24 protein-coding genes are annotated in these 24,661 nt (G+C 72.4%); 15 read left to right on the top strand and 9 right to left on the bottom strand.

Translation table 11 applies throughout. The annotated features are described in order from the left end of the window. Positions 1-37: 37 nt before the first annotated feature. The gene (locus tag ACIGJO_RS28030; protein ID WP_399962818.1) at positions 38-796 is read left to right on the top strand and encodes a DUF6597 domain-containing transcriptional factor; all 759 of its coding nucleotides are present in this window, start codon (positions 38-40) and stop codon (positions 794-796) included. On the opposite strand, the gene ACIGJO_RS28035 is transcribed toward ACIGJO_RS28030, so the two are convergent. After that, entirely contained in the window at positions 736-1,128 is a 393-nt protein-coding gene (locus ACIGJO_RS28035; RefSeq protein ID WP_399962715.1) for a VOC family protein, read from the bottom strand. The genes ACIGJO_RS28030 and ACIGJO_RS28035 overlap by 61 nt on opposite strands. A gap of 72 nt (positions 1,129-1,200) precedes the next feature. Here ACIGJO_RS28035 and ACIGJO_RS28040 point away from each other — a divergent pair, with 72 nt between their 5' ends. Then, on the top strand, positions 1,201-1,401 hold the full coding sequence (locus ACIGJO_RS28040; RefSeq protein ID WP_399962717.1) for a hypothetical protein: 201 nt from the start codon (positions 1,201-1,203) through the stop codon (positions 1,399-1,401). 10 nt (positions 1,402-1,411) lie between these two features. Continuing rightward, entirely contained in the window at positions 1,412-1,618 is a 207-nt protein-coding gene (locus tag ACIGJO_RS28045; RefSeq protein ID WP_399962719.1) for a hypothetical protein, read from the top strand. A gap of 86 nt (positions 1,619-1,704) precedes the next feature. On the opposite strand, the gene ACIGJO_RS28050 is transcribed toward ACIGJO_RS28045, so the two are convergent. From ACIGJO_RS28050 to ACIGJO_RS28060, 3 genes are read right to left on the bottom strand one after another with little or no spacing between them, the layout of a single operon-like run. After that, a complete protein-coding gene (locus tag ACIGJO_RS28050; protein WP_399962721.1) occupies positions 1,705-3,240 on the bottom strand; it encodes a 3-hydroxyacyl-CoA dehydrogenase in 1,536 nt (511 codons plus the stop codon). A 16-nt stretch (positions 3,241-3,256) separates the two neighbouring features. Continuing rightward, entirely contained in the window at positions 3,257-4,078 is an 822-nt protein-coding gene (locus ACIGJO_RS28055) for a CoA-transferase subunit beta (RefSeq protein ID WP_399962723.1), read from the bottom strand. 26 nt (positions 4,079-4,104) lie between these two features. Further along, positions 4,105-5,022: a CoA transferase subunit A gene (locus ACIGJO_RS28060; RefSeq protein ID WP_399962820.1), complete on the bottom strand. Its 918-nt coding sequence runs from the start codon at positions 5,020-5,022 to the stop codon at positions 4,105-4,107. Positions 5,023-5,222: 200 nt separating this feature from the next. On the opposite strand from ACIGJO_RS28060, the gene ACIGJO_RS28065 reads away from it, so the two are divergent. Together ACIGJO_RS28065 and ACIGJO_RS28070 are read left to right on the top strand one after the other, a co-directional pair. Further along, a complete protein-coding gene (locus ACIGJO_RS28065; protein ID WP_399962725.1) occupies positions 5,223-6,146 on the top strand; it encodes a LysR substrate-binding domain-containing protein in 924 nt (307 codons plus the stop codon). A 123-nt stretch (positions 6,147-6,269) separates the two neighbouring features. Then, positions 6,270-7,496, top strand: a complete 1,227-nt coding sequence (locus ACIGJO_RS28070; RefSeq protein WP_399962727.1) for an acetyl-CoA C-acetyltransferase — start codon at positions 6,270-6,272, stop codon at positions 7,494-7,496. 182 nt (positions 7,497-7,678) lie between these two features. On the opposite strand, the gene ACIGJO_RS28075 is transcribed toward ACIGJO_RS28070, so the two are convergent. Together ACIGJO_RS28075 and ACIGJO_RS28080 are read right to left on the bottom strand one after the other, a co-directional pair. Beyond that, the gene (locus ACIGJO_RS28075; RefSeq protein WP_399962729.1) at positions 7,679-8,872 is read right to left on the bottom strand and encodes an FAD-dependent monooxygenase; all 1,194 of its coding nucleotides are present in this window, start codon (positions 8,870-8,872) and stop codon (positions 7,679-7,681) included. Between the two features lie 197 nt (positions 8,873-9,069). Then, positions 9,070-9,819, bottom strand: coding sequence for a chaplin (locus tag ACIGJO_RS28080; protein ID WP_399962731.1), 750 nt, complete (start codon positions 9,817-9,819; stop codon positions 9,070-9,072). A 539-nt stretch (positions 9,820-10,358) separates the two neighbouring features. Between ACIGJO_RS28080 and ACIGJO_RS28085 the strand changes: the two genes are divergently transcribed. The 6 genes from ACIGJO_RS28085 to ACIGJO_RS28110 all read left to right on the top strand — a co-directional run bounded on the left by ACIGJO_RS28085 (position 10,359) and on the right by ACIGJO_RS28110 (position 13,497). Continuing rightward, the gene (locus ACIGJO_RS28085; protein WP_399962733.1) at positions 10,359-10,760 is read left to right on the top strand and encodes a rodlin; all 402 of its coding nucleotides are present in this window, start codon (positions 10,359-10,361) and stop codon (positions 10,758-10,760) included. A gap of 293 nt (positions 10,761-11,053) precedes the next feature. Further along, positions 11,054-11,287, top strand: coding sequence for a chaplin (locus tag ACIGJO_RS28090; protein WP_399962735.1), 234 nt, complete (start codon positions 11,054-11,056; stop codon positions 11,285-11,287). A gap of 271 nt (positions 11,288-11,558) precedes the next feature. Continuing rightward, positions 11,559-11,846: a hypothetical protein gene (locus tag ACIGJO_RS28095; protein WP_266925098.1), complete on the top strand. Its 288-nt coding sequence runs from the start codon at positions 11,559-11,561 to the stop codon at positions 11,844-11,846. 190 nt (positions 11,847-12,036) lie between these two features. Continuing rightward, positions 12,037-12,447, top strand: a complete 411-nt coding sequence (locus ACIGJO_RS28100) for a rodlin (protein WP_399962737.1) — start codon at positions 12,037-12,039, stop codon at positions 12,445-12,447. A 325-nt stretch (positions 12,448-12,772) separates the two neighbouring features. Continuing rightward, the gene (locus tag ACIGJO_RS28105) at positions 12,773-12,970 is read left to right on the top strand and encodes a hypothetical protein (RefSeq protein ID WP_399962740.1); all 198 of its coding nucleotides are present in this window, start codon (positions 12,773-12,775) and stop codon (positions 12,968-12,970) included. Between the two features lie 119 nt (positions 12,971-13,089). Further along, on the top strand, positions 13,090-13,497 hold the full coding sequence (locus ACIGJO_RS28110) for a rodlin (protein WP_399962742.1): 408 nt from the start codon (positions 13,090-13,092) through the stop codon (positions 13,495-13,497). 139 nt (positions 13,498-13,636) lie between these two features. On the opposite strand, the gene ACIGJO_RS28115 is transcribed toward ACIGJO_RS28110, so the two are convergent. Continuing rightward, positions 13,637-14,137, bottom strand: a complete 501-nt coding sequence (locus ACIGJO_RS28115; RefSeq protein WP_399962744.1) for a DUF5949 family protein — start codon at positions 14,135-14,137, stop codon at positions 13,637-13,639. Between the two features lie 367 nt (positions 14,138-14,504). Between ACIGJO_RS28115 and rsgA the strand changes: the two genes are divergently transcribed. Both rsgA and ACIGJO_RS28125 read left to right on the top strand, forming a co-directional pair. Then, positions 14,505-15,659 carry a ribosome small subunit-dependent GTPase A gene (gene rsgA / locus ACIGJO_RS28120; RefSeq protein ID WP_399962746.1) on the top strand — a complete coding sequence of 385 codons (1,155 nt, stop codon included), beginning with the start codon at positions 14,505-14,507 and terminating at the stop codon, positions 15,657-15,659. 102 nt (positions 15,660-15,761) lie between these two features. Further along, complete coding sequence (locus ACIGJO_RS28125; protein ID WP_399962822.1) at positions 15,762-17,141, top strand: DNA-3-methyladenine glycosylase 2 family protein; 1,380 nt, start codon at positions 15,762-15,764, stop codon at positions 17,139-17,141. A gap of 189 nt (positions 17,142-17,330) precedes the next feature. Here ACIGJO_RS28125 and ACIGJO_RS28130 read toward each other — a convergent pair whose 3' ends face one another. Together ACIGJO_RS28130 and ACIGJO_RS28135 are read right to left on the bottom strand one after the other, a co-directional pair. Further along, the gene (locus ACIGJO_RS28130) at positions 17,331-17,813 is read right to left on the bottom strand and encodes a DUF456 domain-containing protein (RefSeq protein ID WP_399962748.1); all 483 of its coding nucleotides are present in this window, start codon (positions 17,811-17,813) and stop codon (positions 17,331-17,333) included. 106 nt (positions 17,814-17,919) lie between these two features. Next, entirely contained in the window at positions 17,920-18,909 is a 990-nt protein-coding gene (locus tag ACIGJO_RS28135; RefSeq protein WP_399962750.1) for a helix-turn-helix domain-containing protein, read from the bottom strand. Positions 18,910-19,119: 210 nt separating this feature from the next. On the opposite strand from ACIGJO_RS28135, the gene ACIGJO_RS28140 reads away from it, so the two are divergent. Next, positions 19,120-22,881: a S8 family peptidase gene (locus tag ACIGJO_RS28140; RefSeq protein ID WP_399962752.1), complete on the top strand. Its 3,762-nt coding sequence runs from the start codon at positions 19,120-19,122 to the stop codon at positions 22,879-22,881. 210 nt (positions 22,882-23,091) lie between these two features. Next, positions 23,092-24,615 carry a protein phosphatase 2C domain-containing protein gene (locus tag ACIGJO_RS28145; RefSeq protein WP_399962754.1) on the top strand — a complete coding sequence of 508 codons (1,524 nt, stop codon included), beginning with the start codon at positions 23,092-23,094 and terminating at the stop codon, positions 24,613-24,615. The last annotated feature ends 46 nt before the right edge of the window (positions 24,616-24,661 follow it).

Genomic DNA, 24,661 nt, shown 5'->3' on the forward strand with positions numbered 1-24,661 from the left:
GACGCGTCGCCGGAACCCGCGGGTGAACGCCGCGGACATGCCCCACGGGTACGCGGAACGGGCCTCGCGCCTCGACGGTGCGGTCGTCTGGACCTGGAACGGGCCCGAGGAACCCTCCCGTCCCGTCCTCCCCGACGGCTGCATGGACCTGATCTGGACCCGGGGCGGGCTGCTCGTCGCCGGACCCGACACCCACGCGTTCGAAACGGCCGGGGAACAGCCCGGACGGTGCGCGGCGATCCGCTTCGCCCCCGGCGCGGCGCCCACGCTGCTCGGCGTCCCGGCGGACGAACTGCGCGACCGCCGCGTCGGCCTCGCCGCGCTGTGGCCGGGCGCCGAGGTCCGCAGGCTCACCGAACGGATCACCGAGGACCCCGACCCGGCCGCGGCGCTGGAACGTCTCGCCCTGCGCCGGGCCGCCGACACCGGCCCCCCGGACCCGCTGACGGCGCATGTCGCCGCGCAGCTCCGGCACGGCCGGTCGGTCGCCGCCACCGCGCGGTCGGCCGGACTCGGCGCCCGCCAGCTGCACCGCCGCTCGCTGGCCGCGTTCGGCTACGGGCCCAAGACCCTGGCCCGGGTGCTGCGGCTCCAGCGCGCCCTGGCCCTCGTACGGGCGGGAACGCCGTACGCCGAGGCCGCGCTCACCGCGGGCTGCACCGACCAGGCGCACCTCGCCCGCGAGGTACGGGCGCTGGCGGGCACCACGCTGGGCGGCTATCTGGCCCGCACCGGCTACGCGGCATCCGCGAACAGCGACACCCCGCAGCCGTCCGGATCCAGCACGACGGCGTAGCGCTGTCCCCACACCGCGTCCCACGGCTCCAGATGCCCCTGATGCCCGGCCCCGGTCAGATCGGCGTACACCGCGTCCACCTCCGCCGGGCTGTCGCACAGGAACGCGAGGCCGAGGCGCTCCCCGCCCGCCGGCCGCCGCCAGTCCGGGTCGAAGGAGCGGACGACCTCCTCGGTGTCCCACAGCAGCCGCCCCCCGCCGGGCAGGGCCGCTTCGACATGGGGCGCGGATTCCGCACCGGCGGGAATGTCCAGGCCGAGCCGCCGGTAGAAGGCGAGGGACGCGGCCAGGTCCGCGGTGATGATGCTGATGGCGTCGAGTCGTGGAGTCATGGGGCCGACAGTAGGCGCGGTGTCCGGCGCAGGTCTTGTACGAAACGGTCATTCCCCCTCCGGCGGACCCAGGTGCTGCACCGGCTCGCGCTCGGCCGCCGGCTCGCCGTGGCCGAGGCCGGGCTGACCGGGTGGGAACGGGTGGGCCGCGACCGCGGCCGGGTCGTCGTGGGCTTCGACGACGGGGACGGCGTACGGCACGAGTTCCCGGCCGTCGTCGACCGGTACGCCCTGGGCCGCCCGGCACCCGCTCGATCTCCAGGACGCCCGTAACCGGCGCTCCATGGTGGTCCAGTACGACCCGGAGCAGCCCTGGCGGGTGATCGTGCCGAAGCGGGTGCCGGGGGAGCTCTCCCGGCAGGCGGCGAACCTGGAGATCACCGGAACGCCGGCCGAACGCATCGTGCCGCGCCGTCCGGAGATGCGGACCCTGGGTCTCGGAGCACTCATCGCCGCCGTGCTGCTGACGGTCATCCGGCTGACGGGCTGAGGCGGGGCCCGGACCGCCGCGGCGGGTCCGGGCCGGCCGGGGCGGGCCCCGGCCGCACCTCCGCGCACGGCCCGGGACCCCTCCCGTCAGTCCGTACAGGCCCCGGGTGTGGTGCCGGGGTCCGTCAGTGCCAGCCCGAGCTGCGCCCGTTCGGTGACCCAGCGGGTCGGCCGGTGGCGCGGATCACCCGTCGTGGCGTACAGGGAACGGGACAGCTCCAGCATGTGTCCGGCGCCGATCCGCTCGCCCCAGGCCAGCGGTCCCACCGGATATCCGAGCCCCGTCGTCACGGCCAGGTCGATATCGGCCGGGGTGGCCAGCGAGCGTTCCGCGATCGACGCGGCGACGGACACGACCGAGGCCAGCAGCCGCTGGGCGACGGAACCGGCGGTGTCCCGCACGACCGAGACGGCGTACGGCTCCGCGCCGTCGCCGGCCCGCGCCAGTACCGCGCGGGCGTCCCGCGCGGCGGCCGGACCGGACGCCGGGGTCACCGCGAGCACCCGCCGGCGGCCCACCGGGGGCAGCGGGTCCACCCCGAAGGTGCGGTCGGCCGGCAGCCCGTGCGCGGCCACCGCGGCGGCCACCGTCGTCCCCCAGACCGGGACCAGCACCACGGCGTCCGCCGACGGTTCCCGGCCCGCCCCGACGGTGGCGCCCGCCGCCGTCAGCGCCGCGCGCAGCGCCGTGGCCCGCGGCCCGTCGCCGGGCACATGCACCGGCCGGTCCGCGTCGCCGGTGACCGGGGCCTCCGGGGCGGGGCCGGGCGACCCGGGCCCGTACGCGAACCAGCCCCGGCCGGTCTTGCGCCCGTGCAGCCCGCCGGCCACCCGGTTCGGTGTGAGGTACGAGGGGCGCAGCCGGTCCTCGTGACGGAAGCCCTGCCAGATCGAGTCGATCACCGCGGCCGTCACATCGAGCCCGGTGAGATCCATCAGCTCGAACGGGCCCATCCGCAGGCCCAGCACGTCACGGGCGATCCGGTCGATACCGGCCGGGTCGGCGACCGACTCCTCCAGCAGCGCCAGCGCCTCCGTCACCAGACCGCGTCCGGCGTGGTTGACCAGGAAGCCGGGGGTGTCGGCCACCGTGACCGCCCGGTGCCCGCAGCTCTCGACGAGCGCGGTGAGCGCGGGCGGGATGTCCGGACGGGTGGCCGCGCCCGGCACCACCTCGACGATCCTCATCAGCGGGACCGGGTTGAAGAAGTGCAGCCCCGCCAGGCGCGAGGGGTCCTGGAGCGTCGCGGCGATCCGGGTGACCGACAGGGACGAGGTGTTGGTGGCGAAGACGGCCGAGGCGGGCAGCGCCCGCTCCAGCCTGCCGAACACCTCGGCCTTGGTGTCCAGGTTCTCCCGTACGGCCTCGATGACCAGCTCGACGTCCTCCCCGGCCGCCCAGGGGTCCGTGAGGGGGATGAGCCGTGCTCCGGCGGCCGCCCGTTCCCCGGCGGTCATCCGGCCCTTGGCCACGGCACGCTCCAGCATCGACGCGACGAAGTCCAGCGCCTCCGTCACCGCCTCGGCCCGTACGTCGCCCAGCTCGACGGTGTGTCCGGCACTCGCCGCCCACTGGGCGATCCCGCGCCCCATGGCTCCGGCGCCGACAATCCTGATACGCATGGCAGTTGAGGCCCTTTCAGCGGAGGTACACACGGTGGGGGTCGACATCGTCGCGCAGCAGCCGCAGCTCCGCGGCCGTGGGGGACGGCACCGTGGTGACCGTATCGGCCACCTGGAGGTCCCAGCCGGTCGCGGCCCGGACCTGCCCGACGGTGACGCCCGGGTGGACGGCGACCAGCCGCAGTTCCGCGCCGATGCCCGCACGGGCCAGGATGCCCAGTTCGGTGATGACCCGGGTGACACCGATGCCGAGCGGCCGGATGCCCTCGGCGAGTGCCCGGTCCGGCCCCGGGGTGGTGCAGAAGTCGAGGGTCCCGGCGAAGGAGCGCGGGGTGTGGCGGCGCATCACCACGAACACCTCGCGGGAGTTGGCCATCACCTCCACACCGCCGCCGGAGCCGGGCAGCCGCACCGAGGGGCTGTCCCAGTCACCGATCACGGAGGTGTTGAGGCTGCCCCACCGGTCGATCTGGGCGGCCCCCAGGAACCCCACGTCGATATGACCGCCCTGAAGGACACAGCCGAACAGGGCGGGCATCGGCAGCACGGCCTCCGCACCGGTGATCAGGACCGCGTCGGCGATGGTCTCCGGAAGGTGCGAGGGGTGGGCGCCGCAGACCCCGGACTCGTACACGACCTCGATGTCCGGCGCGACGGTCAGATGTGCCAGCTCGGTCGCCAGCGTCGGCAGGCCGATACCGGCGAACACGGTGCGCCGGGCGGCCAGTTCGCGGGAGGCGACGACGGCGAGCAGCTCGGAGGAGGTGGCGGGGGGCGCCGGGGAGTTCTCGAAGGCCGCGGCCGCGGCGTCCGCTGTGCCCGTGGTGCTCGTCCTCATGACCCGTTCCCTCCCGTGTCCCGCTCTCACAGCCGCCGTCCGTAGTTCACCGGCTCGCTCAGTGCCTCGCCGACCGCGAGCCCCGCCCAGAACTCCTCGCCGAGCTTGGCCACGTACTCGGCGTGGTCGGCCGTGCCGAGGACCCACTCGTCCAGCCAGGCCCGGAGCCGTTCCGGGTCCTTGCTGATCCCCGACCAGGCCCGGTAGAACGCGTTGTCCCGGTCGTAGTACCCCTGCGCGAACGAGGGGTGCGCGCCGCGCGGGCACACGACGACCGCGTCGACCGCGTGGGCCGGCACCAATGTGCGGTTCGGGTCCGAGCGGATCACCTCGTCGTCGACCAGCTCCTCCACGACGACGACCGCCCTGCGCGCGGCGAACACCGCCTCGGCCTGGACCCCGGTCAGTCCCCACATCTGCGTGTTGCCCCGGCGGTCCGCGCGCTGGGCGTGGATGATCGTCACCTCCGGATTGACCGGCGGGACGACATAGATCCGCTCCGGTCCACCGTCCGGGCCCGGATAGGGCGAGGTGACCGTGCGCAGACCGGGGTTGACGGAGGGCAGATCGCTGCCGCCGTACGAACGCAGCGGATAGAACGGCAGCCGCTGGGACCCGGCGAGATAGCGGCAGATCATCCCGTAGTGGCTGTACTCCTCGAACGCGAGCGGTTCCGGATCCGCGTTCTCGATCCGCCTGCGCAGCTCGCCCAGCGAACCGGCGGAGGAGTTGCCCACGAAGGAGGAGACCAGCCGCGAGACACAGCCCGCCGCCAGCATCTGGTCCACCACGATGTCCGCGGTCATCCGGACGACCGTGAGGTCACGGCGGCCCTGCCGGATGATCTCGTGTCCGGCGGCGGTCGGGATGAGATGGGTGAAGCCTTCGAGGCTGATGGTGTCCCCGTCATGCACGAAGGCGGCGACGGCCTCCTTCATCGACATGGTCTTGTCCGTCCGGACCACGGTGCTCCTCGGCGTCTGCGTGCGCTCGGCGTAGGCGTGCGGGCCGGCGTGTGCGTGCGGTCGCCCTACCGTGTCAGCGGCCATTGATCGCTGTCCAATACCGAATTAAGGTCGGATCAGGACGCCCTGGATATGAATTGCCGGAACCACCGGCCGGAACGGACGGGAGGGGCGACGGTATGGAGCTGCGTCATCTCCACGCGTTCGTCGCCGTGGCCGAGGAACTGCACTTCGGCCGGGCCGCCAGGAGGCTCCAGATGGCCCAGCCTCCGCTGAGCCAGCAGATCCGCCGGCTGGAGAAGGAGCTGGGCGTCCAGCTCTTCCGGCGCAACACCCGCTCCGTACGGCTCACCAGCGCGGGGGAGTCGTTCCTCGAACCGGTACGGACGGTCCTGGACGACCTCGGCACGGCGGTACGCGCCGCCAGATCGGCCGGCCGCGGTGAGTACGGCCGGGTCACCATCGGCTTCGCCGGGGCCTCCAGCCACGAGACGCTGCCCCGGCTGACCCGCGCCGTACGCGCCGCCCACCCCGGCCTCGAACTCGTCATGACCGGCCAGACGTACGCCAATGTCGCGCTGTCCCGGGTGGCGGACGGCACGCTCGACCTCGGCTTCGTCCGGCTGCCGGTGACCCGGCCGGGCGTGGCGTACCGGGTGATCGACGAGGAGGAGCTGCTGTGCGCCCTGCCCTTCGACCACCCGCTCGCCCGGCGGGAGACGGTGCCGGTCGAGGCCCTGGCCGAGGAACCCTTCGTCTCCTTCCCCGCCAACACCGGCTCCACCGTGCGCGACGCGATGGTCGAGGCGTGCGAGGACGCCGGGTTCAACCCGCGTGTGGTCCAGGAGGCCCCCGACTCGTACACGATCATGGCGCTGGTCGCCGCGGGGGTCGGCGTCGCCCTCACGGTCACCTCCTGCCGGCACATCCAGCAGAACGGGCTGGTCTACCGCCCCCTCGCCGGACCGCCCATCCGCCGCCAGGCGGCCCTGGCCTGGCGGGCCGACAACCCCTCCGCCGCACTGCGCGCCGTGCTCGCCGTCGCCGAGGAGGCGCTGCCGACCCCCGCCCGCCGGACGGGACCCGTAAGGGCTGTCCCGTAATCCATTGAGACGTGCCTCCTCTCGAACCCGGGTGAATTCGGTATTGGACCGGCTCGGTCGCCGGATGCGAAGGTCGCCCCCGTAACCGCACCGTCCCCGCCGCCCCTCGCGAAAGGCCCCGCCGTGCCCGACCCGCTCGATGTCGTCATCTGCGAACCGCTGCGCACCCCCATCGGCCGCTTCGGCGGGGCGTTCGCGCAGCAGACACCGGCCTCACTCGCCGCACGTGTCATCGCCGAGGTCGTCGCCCGTACGGGCATCGACCCAGGCCGTGTCGACGAAGTGATCCTCGGCCAGGCCTACCCGTCCGCCGAGGGCCCGGCCATCGGCCGGGTCGCCGCACTGGACGCCGGACTCCCCGAGTCCGTCACCGGCGCCCAGATCGACCGGCGCTGCGGCTCCGGCCTCCAGGCCGTCCTCGACGCGGCGATGCAGATCCGGGCGGGGTTCAGCGAGGTCGTGATCGCGGGCGGCGTCGACGTGATGAGCGCGGCCCCCTACTACACGCACGACGGGCGCTGGGGAATCAAGGGCCCCGGCCTTCAGCTGCACGACTCACTGGCCCGCGGCCGCGTCACCGCGGGCGGCGTCAACCACCCCGTCCCCGGCGGCATGATCGAGACCGCGGAGAACCTGCGCCGCGCGTACGGGATCAGCCGCGCCGACCAGGACGCGCTGGCCCTGCGTTCGCAGCGGCGTGCCGCGACCGCCCTCGCCGAGGGACGGTACGCCGCGGAGATGATCCCCGTCACCGTACGGACCCGCAAGGGCGATACGACCGTCACCGCCGACGAGCACCCGCGCCCCGACACCACCGCCGAGCAACTGGCGGCGCTCCGCCCGGTCATGGGCGAGTCCGACCCCGGGGCCACCGTCACCGCGGGCAACGCCAGCGGTCAGAACGACGCGGCTGCCGCCTGCCTGGTGACCGGGGCGGCCACCGCCGAACGCCTGGGCCTCACACCGCTCGTCCGCCTGGTCTCCTTCGCCCGCGCCGGAGTCCCGGCCGCGACCATGGGCATCGGTCCCGTCCCCGCCACCCGTGCGGCGCTCGCCCGCGCCGGGCTCACGCTCGGTGATCTCGACCTGATCGAGCTCAACGAAGCATTTGCCGCGCAAGTGCTGGCGTGCACACGCGAGTTGGGGCTCGGCGAGACCGACCACGATCAGCGGATCAACGTCAATGGGTCCGGGGTCTCGCTCGGGCATCCGGTGGGTGCCACCGGCGCCCGCATCCTCGCCACGCTGACCCGGGAACTGCACCGCCGGGAGGCCCGCTACGGCCTGGAGACCATGTGCATCGGTGGCGGCCAGGGCCTGGCGGCGGTCTTCGAGCGCATCGCCACCTGAGCCGGGCGACGCCGTGCGGGGGTGCGGTTGGGGGCGCGGACCGCGCTACCGGGCGGCGCGGTACGGCGGGCCGCATGACGGCATGTCACACCGCGCCGCCACCCGCCACCGCCCGTCGTGCCACCGCCCGTCGTGCCACCACCGCATGTCACATGGCACAGCGCCGCCCGCCCCGGCGCGGCCTATCGCAGTTCCCCGTACAGATAGTGCCGGGTCCCCGCCAGCGTGTCCCGGCACCACGCGTCCACCTCGTGCTGGTCCATGGCCGCCCAGTCCGGGGTCGCCTCCACCTGCGCGCGCCCCAGCCTGCGCCCCAGTTCCACCAGGCGGGAGCCCGCCGCCGTGCGTTCGTCCGCGTACCGCTCCAGCGCGCGGGCCGGTGACGTCGACTCCCGCAGCGCACGCTCCAGGCACAGTGCGTCCTGGAGCGCCTTGACCGCGCCGCTGGCCGTGTGCGGCCGGGTCACTCCCGCCGCGTCCCCGGCGAGCAGGAGCGGGGAGCGCGCGGCACGGGGAACCAGGACATCGGCCACCGGATGACAGGCCATGGCCAGATGCTCGCCGCGCGCGACGATGTCGGCCCATGAATCCGGGAAATGCTCCTCGGCGATCGTGCGTACGTGGGCGCCGACATCGCTGCCCGGCGCGGGCGGCCGACCGTAGACGGCGTACGCGATCACCTGGCCGGCGGTCCCACGGGCCCGCGCGCCGTCCCGGTGGCCGGCCGGAATCAGATAGAAGATCCCATGACCGCCCCGGAAGCCCACGGTGACCCACGCCTCGCGCAGCAGTTCCAGCTCCCGGGGATGACCGGCGAGGGCGCTCAGCGGAATCGTGCCGCGCCACACCAGATATCCGGCGGGCGTCGGACGCAGTCCGGGGGCCAGCACCTGACGGGTCGGGGACCTGTGCCCGTCGGCCCCCACGACGATGTCGTACGTCTCCTCGCCGTCCGCGGTGCGGATCACCGCCCGCCCGTCCGGCTCCTGCCGTACCGCGGTCACCGGCCGGCCTCGCAGATAGCGGGCCCCACCCACATTTCCGCGCAACGACCGCCACAGCAAACCCCAGTTGCAGGGAGTCACCGCGGCATCCTGGCGTGCGAACTCCCGCGCGGAACCCCCCTGCGGCCGCCGGGTGACCCAGGCCCGGTACGCCACCGGAGACGTGGGCATCGCCGCGTCCAGATAGCCGGCCGAGACCAGCTCCTCGTGCAGGGGCGGCGGGATCACGATCCCGAACCCGCGGTCCTGGAGCTCGCCGTCACTGCGTTCGTACACCGTGACGTCCGCCCCGGCGCGGACGCCCGCGACGGCCGTCGCGCAGCCGGCGATGCTGCCGCCGATCACTCCCACTCGCAAGGCCGCTGCCGCCACGCCACTACCGCCTTCGCCGTCGGCCCGGGGTACTCCGGGATGCAGGATGCCGAACCGGCCCATCGTCCCACCCGGCCGGGTGCGGCACCCGTGCCCGGACGCCGACGTCCGGGCACGGTGTCCCCGTCGCCCGCCGAGGACCCGGCCGGACGGCCTCTGCCGTCCGGCCGGGCCTCAGCCGCCCGGAGCGGCCGGGCTCAGCCCCGCGTGCCGCGGGTGCGGCGCATCAGGACCGCCCCGCCGAGCAGCAGCGCGGCGCTCGCGCCGGCGGCCATACCGAGGCCCTCGGCACCGGTCTCGGCGAGGTGCGATCCGGGCCGGTCCGGCCCGGGGGTGTCGGCCGGCGGCTCGTCGACGGGGGGCTCCTCGGCCGGCGGCTCATTCACCGGCGGTTCGTTCACCGGGGGCTCCTCGACCGGCGGTTCGTTGACGGGGGGCTCCTCCGTGGGGGGCTCGACCGGCGGCTTGACCGGGGGCTCGACCGGCGGCTTGACCGGCGGCTCGTGGTGGTCCGGGCCGCTCACGTTCGCGCACTGATTGCCGAAGGCCGGGTTCAGCAGACCGACGACGTTGACGCTGTTGCCGCAGGCGTTGACCGGGACATCCACGGGCGCCTGGACCAGGTTCCCCGACAGGACGCCGGGGGAGCCGGCCGTCACGCCCTGGGCGCTGGAGCCGCCCTGATGGCCGCCGTTGCCGCCGGAACCCGCGTTCTTGCACGCGTTGCCGAAGGCGGGGTTCAGCAGCGCGATCACGTTGACCGTGTTGCCGCAGGCGTTGACCGGGATGTGCACCGGCACCTGGACAGCGTTGCCCGAGCCGACCCCCGGTGAACCGACGGCGGCACCGGCGGCCGAGGCATCGGCGTACGCGGCGCCGCCGGCCGCGGTCAGGATGCCCGACGCCGCCGCCATGACGATCATGCTTTTGTTCAGAACCTGTCGCATTACTTGCCCTTCCTTAGGACATTTCGCGTGGGCGATTCGCCCGCAGAGCCACCGAGCGGTGCCGTGTTCGAGCCGAGACGCACGTGCGCGCTGGACGACACGCCTAACGACCCCTGGGTTGTGAGGGAAACTTGGAAGTCAGTGGAAATCTTGTAATCAGCCGAACGGGTGACGTACTCACGTTCGCATTTCGCTGGGAGGGGCTGGTTGAAAGTTGGCGGAACCGAAGGTGCCCCTTCGGTCCTCTGAATTTTTCGGCCTTCTTCCGGGCGGCAACTTTCACGCGTTCGGCGGCGGTTCCTCCGTGGAGAATGGTCGCGATTCCTTCACGAATCACCTAATCGGCTTCCCGGATGCGCCTCCGCGAGATGCGTCGCACATACGGACAGGAGGTCACCCCGACGGGGCGGACGTGGGCGGCCGCTTCGTCAACGAATCCCGGCCGTCCGGCATTCGGGTGAATGGAGAGAACCAATTGCCGGGCCGCGAGTTGGTCAGGAGGCTCCGGTACGGGGCAACGGGTTCGAGAAGGGTTAATCGTGATCAAGAAGGTTCTGGCTACGGGCGCTGTCGCCGCCTCCATCCTCGGTCTCGGCGCGACGCAGGCCATGGCGATCGGCAACGACGGAGGCACGACCTCGGTCAACGGCAACGGCGCCGCACAGGTGTTCGGCAACGCTGCCACCCACGGTGACTGGAGCCCCCAGTTCGGCCTGATCCAGGGCTCACTCAACAAGCCCTGCATCGGTCTGCCGCTGAAGGCCAACGCCGGTTCGCTGATCGGCGCCGTGCCGATCACGGTCCCGGACCTCAACGTCCTGTCGTCGCCGCAGAACCAGCAGTGCACCGAGAACTCCACCCAGGCCAAGGGTGACGAGGCCCTGTCGCACATCCTGGACAGCATCCCGATCCTCTCCGGCAACGGCGCCCACAACGGCTGACCGGACCGAGACCACAGGCCCGGACCGCCGGCTTTCCTCCTCCGAGCGGTCCGGGCCTGCTGCTGCCTCCACGGGTGGTCGTACATCGGCTGGGTATGAACCGGCCAATGATGTGGATCGACTGATACTGCGTCATTCGGGCGGAATCCGAGAATCTTCTCCTTGATTGAGCGGTTTCGATCCTGGTCGTTAATCGTTACGAATTACAGCGTCGGAGTCACGAGCACTGGAGACTCCGCTCGGGCGATACGAAAGTCGTACCGCTCCAGACCCCGCCGCAGAAAGGGAAAAAAGTGAAGTACACCAAGGTCGCCGCCGTCGCCGCCGGAGCCCTCATGGCCCTCGGATTCGCCTCGCCGGCCATGGCCGACGCGGGTGCAGAGGGCATCGCCGTCGGTTCCCCGGGCGTTCTGTCCGGCAACGTCGTGCAGATCCCGATCCACGTTCCGATCAACGTCTGCGGTAACACCGTGAACATCATCGGTCTGCTGAACCCGAGCTTCGGCAACACCTGCATCAACAGCTGAATGAAGTCCGGCTGAGCCCAGGCTCTGCCACGGTCGGCCCCGGATCGTCAACCCCCGATCCGGGGCCTTCCCCTTTCCTCTTTCCCCGCGCGGACTTCGTGCGGACTTTCGGCCGGTCCCCGTACGGGCGGGAAAAATCCGCGGACGCGTAGTTTCCCGTGTGCGGCCTGATCGTTGTTCACGGAAAGCGGCAGAAGTCACAGGCAAAGAGAGCTTGTGTGCGGCACGGGAACGTGACCGAAACAGATGCCGCGCAGAAGGGAACCTGAAAGTGAAGTACGCGAAGACCGCTGCGCTCGTTGCCGGTTCCGTGGTCGCTCTCGGAACGGCTGCTCCCGCCTTCGCCGTTACTGACACGGCCCCCAACTTCAGCCTCGACAGTGGCCTGAACCAGCTGATGGCCAGCACCCCGGAGATGGTGGACCCGCTGGTCGACACGGTCGGCGCGGCCACCGAGACGGTGCAGAAGGACGGCACCGTCGGGAAGCTGGCGGGCGAGGCCACCGGCGTGGCCCAGGCGGCAGCCCCGATGCTCGGCGGAATGCCCATCGGCGGCTGACCGTCGTACGGCATCACTTCCCCACTGCTTCACCTTCCCTCCGATGCCCGCTGCCTCGCAGGAGTTCTTTCGGATTTCCGTGAGGCAGCGGAATCGTTCGAGTGAATGAGCACAACCCATTCCCGCCGCACAGAGTTGGTCAGGACGCTCCGGATAGGCGGGCACAAGAATTTCCCAGAAGGGCTTTTTTATGATCAAGAAGATTCTGGCCTCGGCGGCGGTCGCTGCCTCGGTCGTCGGTGTCTCCGCTGCGGCTGCCCCCTCCGCCATGGCCATCGGCAATGACGGCGGCACCACGTCGATCAACGGCAACGGCGCCATGCAGTCCTACGGCAACTCCGCCACCCACGGTGACTGGAGCCCGCAGTTCGCGCTCATCCAGGGCTCGCTCAACAAGCCCTGCATCGCCCTCCCGGCCAAGGCCAATGTCGGTTCGCTCATCGGCCTGGTGCCGATCACGGTCCCGGACCTCAACGTCCTGTCGTCGCCGCAGAACCAGCAGTGCACCGAGAACTCCACCCAGGCCAAGGGCGACGAGGCCCTGTCGCACATCCTGGACAACATCCCGATCCTCTCGGGCAATGGTGTCGGCAACAACTGAGGCCGCGTAACTCCGGTCCCTCGCCGCTGACTTCTCCGAACTCCCGGGGAGCGGCCCGGAATCTGCCTGTCCGCAACGCCTGACCGCAGGTGGGGCCAGTCCATCCGCACGGCGACCGTTCCTCGGTCGCGCGGATGCGCTGGCCCCTTTGTCGTGAGCGAAGCCTCCGTCGTGGGTGAACTCCGCGCCCGGTGTACGGCGCGTGACAGGGCGACGCGCGGCAGGGCGACGCGCGGCAGGGCGGCGCGCGGCAGGGCGGTGCGTGGTTGGGCCGGATGCCGCAGCAGCGGCTGACGGTTCCGCCGCACGCGGGTAGGGCCTCTCCATGGATGAGTACGACAGTCGACCATCGCGGGGCGGACAACAGCCCGCACAGGACAGCACACCGATCTACGACCGGCTGGTCGCCGAGTGGCGGGCGGCCGGGCGAGGCTCCGGGCCGGCCGCGTCCCATGAGCCCGCGGCGGTCCCGGGCGGCCTCGTCCCGGCGGCGCGCACGTCGCACGAGATCGCCGGGACATGACCGCGCCGCGTCGACCTCGCGCCGGATCACACCCATTTGAGTGGTAGTGCGGAACCGATGGCTCCGGCGGGGGTTGATCAGTACGTTCCACAACGGAACGCTCCGAAAGGTGAAGCTTGATGAAGAAGATGATGGCCGGCGCGGCAGTGGCTGTGTCCCTGATCGGTCTGTCCGCAGCCGCGGCCCCCACGGCCATGGCGATCGGCAACGACGGTGGCACCACCACGCTCAACGGCAACGGTGCCACGCAGGCCTTTGGCAACGCCGCCACGCACGGTGACTGGAGCCCGCAGAACCAGCTCGTCCAGGGCACCCTGAACAAGCTCTGCATCGGTCTCCCGGCCAAGGCCAATGCCGGTTCGCTCATCGGCCTGGTGCCGATCACGGTTCCGGACATCAACGTCCTGTCCAGCCCGCAGAACCAGCAGTGCGCCGACAACTCCACCCAGGCCAAGGGCGACGAGCCGCTGTCGCACGTCCTGGACGACATCCCGGTCCTCTCGGGCAACGGCGTCGGCAACAACTGACACCGCTGAGCGCGGGCGGCCCGGAGGGTTCTCCCTCGGGGCCTCCCGTACTCATGTGCCCCGGCACCGCACACGACGATGCCCACCACTCCACGGGGGGTGGTGGGCATCGTCGCGGGCGGGCGGTGCGGGGGAGGGTTCAGCCCAGGGCGCGTACAGGGAGGAGGCAGTGGGCGGCCGTGCTCACGACCTCCGGGTTCGCCGCGAAGCCCCGCAACTGCTCCTCGCCGACGGGCTGTCCGGGCACGGCCTCGGGCCAGGGGCGGGTCGCGAACATCACGTACACCCGCCCCTGCGCCTCGGCGGCGGCCAGCCACTCCGCGGGAACGGTGTACTGCGCCTTGAAGTGAGGAAGTGTCAGGACGGCCTGACCGGCCTGGACAAGGAGCTTCGCCTGGATGCCCGGCGTCTCGGAGGCGTCCTGGACGCCTCCGCCGACCTGGAGGCCCGCGCGCTCCAGGGCCACACGCAGTGCGGCCTCCCCGGCCTCCGGGCCGTCCTGCCCGTCGCCCAGCGAATAGGTGAGAAGGAAGGCGAGGTCATGGCCCTGGTCGGGGTGTTCGCCGCTCCAGCCGATCAGGATCTGGGTGCCCAACTGGGCTTGTGTGAACGTGCCGGTGGCGGTCTGGGGTGAGGTCATGCTCGGCACCCTAACGGCCCGGGACCGGTCGATGTGCATGCGTATCACCTGATCGAGGGAGATTGCGGGATATCTCCGGCTGACACCCCGGCGCGAACCTGTTCCGGTCGCCTGCCGGTCGCCGGGCCCGGGGGAAAAGCTGTTGACGGTGCCGGGCGGGGCCGGGCTATGGTGTGCAACGTTCCGCGACGCGGGGCGACCTACGTGAGGAACCAGGAGGTGAGGACATTGATGACTGTCGTTGCGATGGGCACTGCCCACAACCAGATGAGCGTCGTTCTCACCCCCGTGGCCACCGGCTGACCTTCCTTCGAACCTCCCGCGCCGAGCGCGCGGTGCCGGGGCCACCCTTGTGAAGGGTTCCCCCTTGTCTTTCCCGATTCTTTCCGTCCTGTCCCCGTCGCACCCGCTGGCTCCTTACGGCTGGGACGACGACTGGGCGGCCGCTTTCGCCCCGTACGCCGAACAGGGACTCCTGCCCGGCCGCGTGGTGCGGGTGGACCGCGGTCAGTGCGACGTGGTCACTCCCGACGGCACACTCCGTGCGGACACCGCGTTCGTGGTGCCCCGCGACCCGATGCGGATCGTCTGCACCGGCGACTGGGTGGCCGTCGATCCCCAGGGCGACCCCCTGTTCGTACGGACGCTGCTGCCGCGGCGTACCGCCTTCGTGCGCTCGACGTCCTCGCAGCGTTCCGAGGGACAGGTGCTCGCCACCAACATCGATCACATCGTCATCTGTGTCTCGCTCGCCGTCGAACTCGACCTCGGGCGCCTTGAGCGCTTCCTCGCGCTCGCCATGTCCAGCTCCAGCGGTGACGCGCTGCTGCGGGACGGATCCACGGCCGGGGGGACCGATCCCCAGCCGATCGTGCTGCTCACCAAGTGCGACCTGGTACCGGACGTGGCCACGCTGTCCCATCTCGTCGAGGACATCGATTCCATCGCGCCCGGAGTCCAGGTCCTGCCGGTCAGCTCCGCCACCGGCGAAGGGCTCGATGTGTTCTCCGCCGTGGTCTCCGGCGGTACGAGCGTGCTGCTCGGGATCTCCGGCGCCGGCAAGTCGACCCTCGCCAACACCCTGCTCGGCGAGGACGTCATGACGGTGCGGGCCGCCCGCGACGTCGACGGCAAGGGCCGGCACACCACCACGACCCGCAACCTCCTCGTCCTGCCGCACGGCGGTGTCCTCATCGACACCCCCGGGCTGCGCGGCGTCGGGCTGTGGGACGCGGAAGCGGGGGTCGGCCAGGTCTTCTCGGAGATCGAGGACCTGGCACGGCAGTGCCGCTTCCACGACTGCGCCCACGAGGCCGAGCCCGGCTGCGCGGTGCTCGGCGCGATCGAGGACGGGACGCTGCCCGAGCGGCGCCTCGACAGCTACCGCAAGCTGCTGCGCGAGAACCAGCGCATCGTCGCCAAGACCGATGCCCGGATGCGCTCCGAGATCCTGCGGGACTGGAAGCGCAAGGGCGCGGAGGGGCGGGCGGCGATGCAGGCCAAGCGCGGCCGGGTGCGGTAGCCGGCGCCCCCGGGCCGGTGTCCGGGGGATCCCGGGGCCGGTGGTTCGATGTCCGAATACCGCGAGTGCGGCAGCGCGGGCTGCCGCACACTGGACGGTGTGATGGACGAAGAGACCAGGTACGAGGCGGTGAGCAGCCGCGACGCACGGTTCGACGGAGAGTTCTTCTTCGCCGTCGCGACCACCGGCATCTATTGCCGGCCGAGCTGCCCCGCCGTCACCCCCAAGCGCAAGAACGTCCGGTTCTATCCGACGGCGGCCGCCGCCCAGGGCAACGGCTTCCGGGCCTGCCGGCGCTGCCGCCCTGACGCCGTACCCGGCTCGGCCGCGTGGAACGTCCGCGCCGATGTGGTCGGCCGGGCCGTGCGGATGATCAGCGACGGCGTGGTGGACCGGGAGGGCGTCCCCGGTCTCGCCGGACGTCTCGGCTACAGCCCGCGGCAGGTCCAGCGTCAGCTCAACGCCGAGCTGGGGGCCGGGCCCGTCGCACTCGCCCGCGCCCAGCGTGCGCACACCGCCCGGCTGCTCCTCCAGACCACCGGTCTGCCGGTCACCGAGATCGCCTTCGCGAGCGGCTTCGCCAGTGTGCGCCAGTTCAACGACACGATCCGGCAGATCTACGCCCGTACGCCCAGCGCGCTGCGGGCCGAGGCCGGTACGGGCCTGGGGGCGGCGGAGCGGGAGAGCCGCCGGGCCGGGGTACCGCTCCGGCTCGCCCACCGGGGCCCGTACGCCGCGCGGGAGATGTTCGACCTGCTCGGCTCCACGACCGTGGCACGGATCGAGGAGATCAGCGGGACGCCCGGTCACCGCACCTACCGCCGCACGCTCCGGCTGCCGTACGGGGCGGGCATCGTCGCCGTCGACGAGGCGTCGCCGGGGCCGTGGCTCCAGGCCCGGATCCAGCTGACCGATCTGCGTGACCTCACCACCGCCGTGCAGCGGCTGCGCCGGCTCCTTGACCTGGACGCCGATCCGTACGCCGTCGACGAGGCGCTCGGCGCCGACCCCCGGCTCGCACCGCTCGTCGCCGCGCGGCCGGGGCTGCGGTCGCCGGGTGCCGCGGACCCGGAGGAGTTCGCCGTACGGACGCTGGTGGGGCGTGCGCGGGCGGAGGAACTGGTGGAGCGGTACGGCAAGGTGCTGGACGTGCCCTGCGGCGGGCTCACCCATGTGTTTCCCGAGCCGGGCGTGCTGGCCGGTGCCGCGGTGGAACCCGCGCTGGTGGCGCTGGCGGCGGCGCTGGCCGACGGCGACGTACGGCTGGACGCCGGTGCGGACCGGGACGAGGCGGAAGCGGCGCTGCGCCGGCTCCCGGGGATGGACCCGCGGAGCGCGGCGCTGATCCGGATGCGGGCACTCGGCGATCCCGACGTGGACCCGGACGCGGCGCGGGACGGGGCGCCGGGCGGGGAGACGCGGCAGTCCTGGCGGCCCTGGCGCTCGTACGCCGTGCGCCATCTGGAGCTCGAAGGGCGGTGAGGCCGCGGCCGTGTCGCGTGCCGTGAGCGGTCGCGGGCGTCGAAGCCGCGCCGGTGAGCCAATACCGCGGGCAGACCGCCGGCGTGCGCGCGTGGCGACGGCGCGATGTCGCGGACGGCACCCCGGAACCGTAGCGGAGGGTTCCGGTGCTGTGGACACGGCGCTCGCTGCCCCTCCGTGCCCCGGGACTCAGCCCCAGAGGACCGCGCCCAGCCACGCCCCCGCGACCAGCAGGCAGGCGAACAGCTCCACCAGCACCGAGAAACCGGTCGCCCGCATCACCGAGCGCACCGATGCCCAGCCCGCTCCCCGGCTGCCGAGCCGCAGCCGTTCGGTGCCGTAGACCGCGCCGACGTACCCCAGGATCCCGCCCACCACCGGCAGCACGAAGAACCCCACGATCGCGGTCACCCCGCCGATCACCAAGGTCTTGCGGGGCGCTCCCGCCTCGTCGGGGCGCCGCGGTGGCAGCAGAGGTCTCAGGGCCTGGTTGAGCAGCAGCACGGCCGTTGCGCCGATGAGTACGCCCCAGGCGACCGGTGTCGTGTCCGTCAGCGCCCACCACAGCACCGCGGCCCACACGATCGCCTGCCCCGGCACGCCCGGCACCAGCACGCCGACCAGTCCGAGCAGCATGACCAGGCCGACGGCGACGAGCTGCCACACACTCATCCCACCAGCCTGCCGGAGACCGGCGCCTCCCGCCCGTCAGCACAGCCCCGGCCACCTGCGCGGACTCCCGTTCCCGCCCGCGTGCGCCCCGGGCCCGCCGGCCGCCTCATACGCGGGGGGTGCGCGCCACCCAGCCCCGTTCGTACGCGTGCCAGCCCAGCTGGAGCCGGGTCGACACCCCGGTCAGCTCCATCAGCCCCTTCACCCGGCGCTGAACGGTCCTCAGCCCCAGCTCCAACTGCTTCGCCACACTCGCGTCCGTCAGGCCCGCCAGCAGCAGCGACAGGATCTCCAGATCCGTCGGATCGGGCCCGACCCCGTCCTCCCGGACCCAGCCGGACTCGCCCAGCCGCAGCGGCATCGCCTCCCGCCACACCGCCTCGAAGAGTCCCATCAGCGACTCCAGCAGCCCGCTGGCATGAACGACCAGGGCGGCGGGCTCCGCACCGCGCCCGGTCAGCGGCACCATCGCCAGCCCGCCGTCCGCGACGACCAGTTTCGTCGGCACCCGGTCCACCACCCGGCACTGCTCGTCACGGCTCAGCGCGGCCGACAGTTCCATGATTCCGGACGGCAGTGACAGCACCTCGCGCTCCACGACCACCCGGAAGGTCACCCCGCGCGTCGCCGCCCGCTCCTCGGACTCGTTGTCCATGCCGCTCACCGCGATCGGATTGCCGGTGACCAGGGCGCAGACCTCCGAGGTCGCCCCCAGCTGCAGCTGATGGAAACGGTGCGCGACCGCGCTCGCCCCGGTCACGACCTCCACCAGATCGTGCACCGCGGGCTCGCTCGCCTCCGCGCGGTACTCCTCGGCCAGCAGCGCCGACGCCAGCTCCGCCTGCTCCAGCTCGTGCCGCTGCTGGATCAGCAGCGCCCCCAGCGCCACCGCCGGAGGTGCCGCCACCCAGCGTCCCGGCCTCGCCGAGGACTGGGCCGCCAGTCCCTGCTGCTCCAGCCGGCGCAGCGCCCGTTCGGTGTCCGTCTCGGGAAGCGCCAGCCGGTGCGCGAGATCGGAGAGTTCGGCGGCCCCCGCCGCGACGAGCGCGCGGTACGCCGCTTCCTGGATCTCGTCGAGACCTATCGCACCCAGCATTCTCCGGCCCTCCCCGGGCGTCGTGATCGCGCATCGCCGCGCCTGCTCCGGCCGACCGGCCGTGGCGGGAAAAGGCCACGGCGTAAACCCGCCGCTCACATCATCCCCGTACCGGTGGCCGCTCTGCCAATGTGGCGCCACCGCAGCACCAACAACCTCTGGAATGTCGTGCCTTGGGTTACTTCATTCCGGATTGACCAGGGGAGAACGATGCGCCCGATATCGCGTACGGCACTGGGGGCGGCCACCGCCGCGGTCCTGGCCGCCACCGCGATCGCCCCGTCCGTGGCGGCGCCACCGGACGACGCGACCGCCAGAAAGCCGCTCACCGGCAGCACGGCCGATCCCGCGAAGGACGGCCGACAGGTCACCGTGACCCTGGTCACCGGCGACAAGGTGGTGGTGAGCACGGACAGTTCGGGGTCCGCCTCCGCCACCGCGCTGCCCCGCGCCGACGGCACCGTACCCCTCGTCCAGACCCGGCAGTCCGGCAAGGACCTGTACGTCTACCCGGACACCGCCGTCGGGGCGCTCGCCGCGGGCACGGTCGACGAGGAACTCTTCAACGTCACCGGACTGATCCGCCAGGGCTACGACGACGCGCACTCCACGACCGTGCCGCTGATCGCCACCTACCGCGAGGACACCGCACGCGGCGCCCGGCCCACCCCGCTCGGGGCCGAGCGCGGAGCGGCCCTCGACGTCATCGACGGAGTCGCGCTCAAGGCCGACAAGAAGCGGACCACCGCCTTCTGGGCCGACATCACCGCGCCCCGCTCGCGCTCCGCCGCCGGGCTGGAGAAGCTGTGGCTCGACCGCAAGGTCGAAGCCAGTCTCGACAGGTCGACCAAGCAGGTCGGCGCCGACCTCGCCTGGGCCGCGGGCTACAACGGCAAGGGCACCAAGGTCGCCGTGCTCGACACCGGCGCGGACGCCGAGCACCCGGACCTCAAGGGCCGCATCACCGCCTCGGAGAACTTCACCGACTCCGCGTCCACCGACGACCGCCAGGGCCACGGCACCCACACGCTGTCCACGGTCGGCGGCTCCGGCGCGGCGAGCGGCGGGAAGAAGAAGGGCGTCGCGCCCGGCACCGACCTCCTCGTCGGCAAGGTCCTCAACGACGGCGGCTCCGGCGCCGCTTCATGGATCATCGCGGGCATGCAGTGGGCCGTCGACAACAAGGCCGACGTCGTCTCGATGAGCCTGGGCAGCGCGGCCCCCACCGACTGCACCGACCCGATGAGCCTCGCCGCGGAGGAACTGGGCAAGAGCAAGGACACCCTGTTCGTGGTCGCGGCCGGCAACATCGGTCCGGCGCTGAACACCGTCTCCTCGCCCGGCTGCGCCCCCAGCGTGCTGACCGTCGGCGCCGTCGACCGCGACGACTCCACCGCGAACTTCTCCAGCCTCGGCCCGGCGACCGTCTCGCACACCCTCAAGCCCGAGATCGCCGCCCCCGGCGTCGACATCTCGGCCGCCGCGGCCGGCGGACGGGGACCGTACGCGTACCGGACGATGTCCGGTACGTCGATGGCCACCCCGCATGTCGCGGGCGCCGCCGCGATCGTGAAGCAGCGTCACCCCGACTGGACCGCCCAGCAGGTCAAGGCGGCCCTGGTCTCCTCCGCGAAGAGCGATGTCCCCGGTGACGTACGGGAGACCGGCGCGGGCCGCCTCGATGTCGCGCGTGCCGTCGACACGTCCGTCGTCGGATCCCCGGCCGTCCAGGGCGGCACGTTCAACTGGCCGCAGGACAGGAGCGACCGCACCACCGTCGAGGTGCCCTACACCAACCTGGGCGAGAAGCCGGTCACGCTGGCGCTGAAGGTCGCGGGCGTCACCGGCAACGACGGCTCGGCCGTCCGCTCCGGTATCGCGCGGCTCGCCCGCAAGTCCGTCACCGTACCGGCCGGCGCCACCGTCCGCGTCCCGCTGGAACTCACCCCGGACGCACGCCTGGACAGCGGTCAGTACGGCGATGTCACCGGACGCGTCCTGGCCACCGCCGACGGTGTCGAGGTCGCCACCCCCTTCTCCCTGTACGTCGCCCCGGAGACCGTCACCCTGCGCGTCAAGCTCATCGACCGCACCGGCAAGCCCGCCGACGGCGCGTCCTCGCTCGACGTCATCGGCACCGACACGTCATCCGGCGAACGCCGCTTCAACGACGGCGCGTCCGACCAGACGTACCAGGTGCGCCCCGGCGCGTACTTCGTCTCCAGCTTCATCGCCTCGCCCGACCCGAAGGACGCCACGGGGCAGCTCGTCGAGTCCGTCGGCTACCTCGCCAGGCCGCAGCTGAACGTCACCGACGACACCACCGTGGTGCTGGACGCGCGCAAGGCGCACAAGCTCACCGTGAAGACCGAGGACCGGGCCACCGAGACCCGCACGACCACGCTCGCGTTCGGACGCTCGTGGGACGACACCTGGCTGCACTCCGGTTCCATCTCGGGCACCGGACTCGTCAAGAACTACCTGGTCGACGTCCAGGGCAAGCCCCGTGACGGCGACTTCGAGTTCAACAGCTTCTGGCGCGCCTACGCGCCGCAGATCGAGAAGTTCTCCCTCGTCGGCGGCCCGGCCCTGCACCCGCGTCCCGCGGGAACGGGCTCCGTCAACCTGGACGGCACCGGCAGCGCCGAGGTCGTCGACGCGGGCACCGGCACCGCCGCCGAGCTGGCGGCCGCCGGGGTCAAGGGCCGGATCGCCCTGGTGAAGGTCGCCGAGGCCGGCGTCACCACCCAGGCGCGTGCCGCCCAGGCCGCGGGTGCCAAGGCCCTCCTCGTGCACCGCGCCGCCGCGGGTGACTGGAAGCCGGGCATCGGCTACGGTCCCGCTCCGCTGCCGGTCCTCGGTCTCACGGCCGACGAGGCCGCCGTCCTCACCGCCGCGCTCGGCGGGGGTCCGGCCGAGGTGTCCTGGAAGGCGACGGCGGTCAGCCCGTTCGTCTACAACCTGGCCTTCCCCGAGACGGGCCAGATCACCTCGGACCGCACCTACAAGGTCCGCGACAAGAAGCTCGGTTCGGTCACCGCGACGCACGACTCCATGGGCCTGGCCGCCGACTTCGTGGACACGCTGCTGGTCACGCGGCCGTACGGCGGCACCTACTCCGCCGCCGGATTCGACACGGTCGCCACGCCGGGCAAGCGCACCGAGTACTACTCGGAGGGCGACAGCACCTGGCGGAAGATGCTCTCCTCCAGCTTCCCCTGGGGCGAGTTCATGACCGACCGGACACGGACCTACCAGGCGGGCCACAAGCGCACCGAGGAGTGGTACCGGGGTCTGCTGACGCCGGGCACCCCGCGCGACGCCGCAGGAAAGGAACTCCTTGCCGCCGAGCGGCAGGACAATGTGATCGGGATCGCGCCCGGGTTCGTGTCCGACACCGAACACGCGGGGGAGCAGGGATCGTTCGGTGACATCGGCAGCATGCGGCTGACCAGCGGCGGAGAGGTCATCGGCAGCAGCGGGTACCCGTTCGGCGCGTTCACCGTCCCGGCCGGGGACCGTGCGTACGAACTCACCATGTCGACCACGAAGATCGGCCAGCCGGCCGCGGTGTGGAAGCGCTCGACGGCGACGGAGACCACCTGGAAGTTCCGTTCCGAGCGGCAGGCCGATGTCTACTCGCAGGGCATCCCGCTGCTCTTCCCCCGCTACGACGTCCCGTCGGACGGGATGAAGACGCTGCCGGCCACGGACGGCCAGCGCATCGGCCTCACGGTCACCGGCCACGCCGGCTACACGCCCGGCAAGCTCACCGGCGCCGAGGTCTCCTTCTCGTACGACGGCGGCGAGACCTGGTCCGAGGCCGTCACGGGCCAGCAGGGCGGCCGCTGGTCAGCGACCGTGAACCACGAGGGAGCGTCGGGCAAGTCGGTCACCCTGAGGACCGAACTGACGGACGCCAACGGCAACACGGTCGTCCAGACCGTGAACGACGCGTACGTGGTGCGCTGATCACCGCGGCAGGACGCCGCGGCTGGACGTAGCACCTGGACGTACCGGCCCGGCGGCTGCCGGACACCCCGACCGGTCCGTCGGGCGTCCTTCCCGTGTGTGTGTGTGTGTGTGGGGGGGGGGGGGGGGGCCGCCCGGCGGACCTCTGTTACGCGCCACGTTTTCCGGATGCCCCGTTTTCGCGGGTGCCCCGCGGTCGACAATAAGGGCATGAGTCAGCAGGGGGAGACACCCACCGCCCATGAGGACGACTGGTGGCGCAAGCTGTACGACGAGGCCGCGCCGGACACCGGTCCGAGCGGCGCGGCCGACAGTCTCGACGACCGCTTCGACTCCGTGTCGGACGCGGTGTCGTTAGGGGTCCCGCCCCCGGCGCCCCCGGCGCCACTTCGGACCATGGCGTTCCGCGCCCCCTGGGAGCCTCCGTCCGGACCGCCCGAGCCGCGGACCTTCGCCGAGCCGGTCCCACCCCTGCCATCGCCGCCGCCGCCATCGCCGCCCCCTCCGCCGCCCCCGCCTCCGCCGCCCGCGGCCAAACCGCCGCTGCCCCTCCGGTCCGCCGGGCCCGATGCCGCCGGACACCCACCGGCGCCGGTCCCCGCACCTGCCGAGGTCCCCGCACCTGTCGCGGAGCCCGTGCCCGTCGCGGAGCCCGTACCCGTCGAGGTATCCGTGCCTGTCGGAGCCGCACCCGTCGCGGACCCAGCACCTGCCGAGGTCCCCGCACCCGTCGCGGAGCCCGTGCCCGTCGCGGAGCCCGTACCCGTCGAGGTATCCGTGCCTGTCGGAGCCGCACCCGTCGCGGACCCAGCACCTGCCGAGGTCCCCGCACCCGTCGCGGACCCCGTGCCCCGTCCGGCCGTAGGGCACCTCGGCGACCGGCCGCCCACCTACGACCGCGACCCCGTGGCCCTGCCCGCAGCCACTCCTCTCAACCTGGACGCGCTCGTCCCCGACACCGTGCTCGACGGTGCCCGGTACGGCACGTACACGCTGCGCACCGCCTCCGTCCGGGGCGACTCGGCACGCTCGCGGGGAGAACCCCGGCGCGACGCCCTGCTCACCGCACGCTTCGGGACGGGCGAGAGCGCCCTGGTCCTCGTCGCGGTGGCCGGCGGCGCACGTACCGCCGACGGGACGCAGCTCGCGACGGCCGACGCGTGCCGCTGGATCGGCGGGGCCGTCGGCCGCAGTCACTCCAGGCTCGCCGAGGACATACGGGCCAGGCGCCGGGGCGATCTGAAATCGGGGCTCCACCGGCTCGTCGACCGCACCTACGGAAAGCTCCGCGCCCGCGCCGCCGAACTGGGGCTCGAACCGCAGGAGTACACCGCGGGGCTGCGCTGTCTGCTGCTGCCCGCCGACCCCGAGTGCCGTACCCGGGTCTTCTTCGGTGTCGGGAGCGGCGGCCTCTTCCGGCTCCGGGACGGCGCCTGGCACGACCTGGAACCGAGGATCGCGCTTCCCCCGGACGGCCGTGAGCGGGCCGAGGGCGCCCCGGCTGCGGAGCCCTTCCGGTTCCGGGCATCCGTGGCCCGGCCCGGGGACACGCTCCTGCTGTGCAGCGACGGGCTCGCCGAACCGATGCGCGGGGAGCCGGCGCTCGCCGCGGAGCTCGCCGGGCGCTGGGCCCGCCCCGGCCCGCCCGGACTGCCCGCCTTCCTCGCGGACACCCAGCTCAGGGTGAAGGGGTACGCCGACGACCGTACGAGCGCGGCCGTCTGGGAGGCGTAACCCCGCGTGCCGTGGGTTGATGGACTCCGGAGACCGTCCGGACGGT

Source organism: Streptomyces sp. NPDC079020 (assembly GCF_044542225.1).
In the GTDB taxonomy this organism is placed as follows: domain Bacteria; phylum Actinomycetota; class Actinomycetes; order Streptomycetales; family Streptomycetaceae; genus Streptomyces.

What these genes read in the sequence shown, in the direction of transcription:
- ACIGJO_RS28030 (WP_399962818.1), top strand. Translation starts at nt 38, where the DNA reads ATGCCCCACGGGTACGCGGAACGGGCCTCGCGCCTCGACGGTGCGGTC.
- ACIGJO_RS28035 (WP_399962715.1), bottom strand. Translation starts at nt 1,128, where the DNA reads ATGACTCCACGACTCGACGCCATCAGCATCATCACCGCGGACCTGGCC.
- ACIGJO_RS28045 (WP_399962719.1), top strand. Translation starts at nt 1,412, where the DNA reads ATGGTGGTCCAGTACGACCCGGAGCAGCCCTGGCGGGTGATCGTGCCG.
- ACIGJO_RS28050 (WP_399962721.1), bottom strand. Translation starts at nt 3,240, where the DNA reads ATGCGTATCAGGATTGTCGGCGCCGGAGCCATGGGGCGCGGGATCGCC.
- ACIGJO_RS28055 (WP_399962723.1), bottom strand. Translation starts at nt 4,078, where the DNA reads ATGAGGACGAGCACCACGGGCACAGCGGACGCCGCGGCCGCGGCCTTC.
- ACIGJO_RS28060 (WP_399962820.1), bottom strand. Translation starts at nt 5,022, where the DNA reads ATGTCGATGAAGGAGGCCGTCGCCGCCTTCGTGCATGACGGGGACACC.
- ACIGJO_RS28065 (WP_399962725.1), top strand. Translation starts at nt 5,223, where the DNA reads ATGGAGCTGCGTCATCTCCACGCGTTCGTCGCCGTGGCCGAGGAACTG.
- ACIGJO_RS28080 (WP_399962731.1), bottom strand. Translation starts at nt 9,819, where the DNA reads ATGCGACAGGTTCTGAACAAAAGCATGATCGTCATGGCGGCGGCGTCG.
- ACIGJO_RS28100 (WP_399962737.1), top strand. Translation starts at nt 12,037, where the DNA reads ATGATCAAGAAGATTCTGGCCTCGGCGGCGGTCGCTGCCTCGGTCGTC.
- ACIGJO_RS28105 (WP_399962740.1), top strand. Translation starts at nt 12,773, where the DNA reads ATGGATGAGTACGACAGTCGACCATCGCGGGGCGGACAACAGCCCGCA.
- ACIGJO_RS28110 (WP_399962742.1), top strand. Translation starts at nt 13,090, where the DNA reads ATGAAGAAGATGATGGCCGGCGCGGCAGTGGCTGTGTCCCTGATCGGT.
- ACIGJO_RS28115 (WP_399962744.1), bottom strand. Translation starts at nt 14,137, where the DNA reads ATGACCTCACCCCAGACCGCCACCGGCACGTTCACACAAGCCCAGTTG.
- ACIGJO_RS28125 (WP_399962822.1), top strand. Translation starts at nt 15,762, where the DNA reads ATGGACGAAGAGACCAGGTACGAGGCGGTGAGCAGCCGCGACGCACGG.
- ACIGJO_RS28130 (WP_399962748.1), bottom strand. Translation starts at nt 17,813, where the DNA reads ATGAGTGTGTGGCAGCTCGTCGCCGTCGGCCTGGTCATGCTGCTCGGA.
- ACIGJO_RS28135 (WP_399962750.1), bottom strand. Translation starts at nt 18,909, where the DNA reads ATGCTGGGTGCGATAGGTCTCGACGAGATCCAGGAAGCGGCGTACCGC.
- ACIGJO_RS28140 (WP_399962752.1), top strand. Translation starts at nt 19,120, where the DNA reads ATGCGCCCGATATCGCGTACGGCACTGGGGGCGGCCACCGCCGCGGTC.
- ACIGJO_RS28145 (WP_399962754.1), top strand. Translation starts at nt 23,092, where the DNA reads ATGAGTCAGCAGGGGGAGACACCCACCGCCCATGAGGACGACTGGTGG.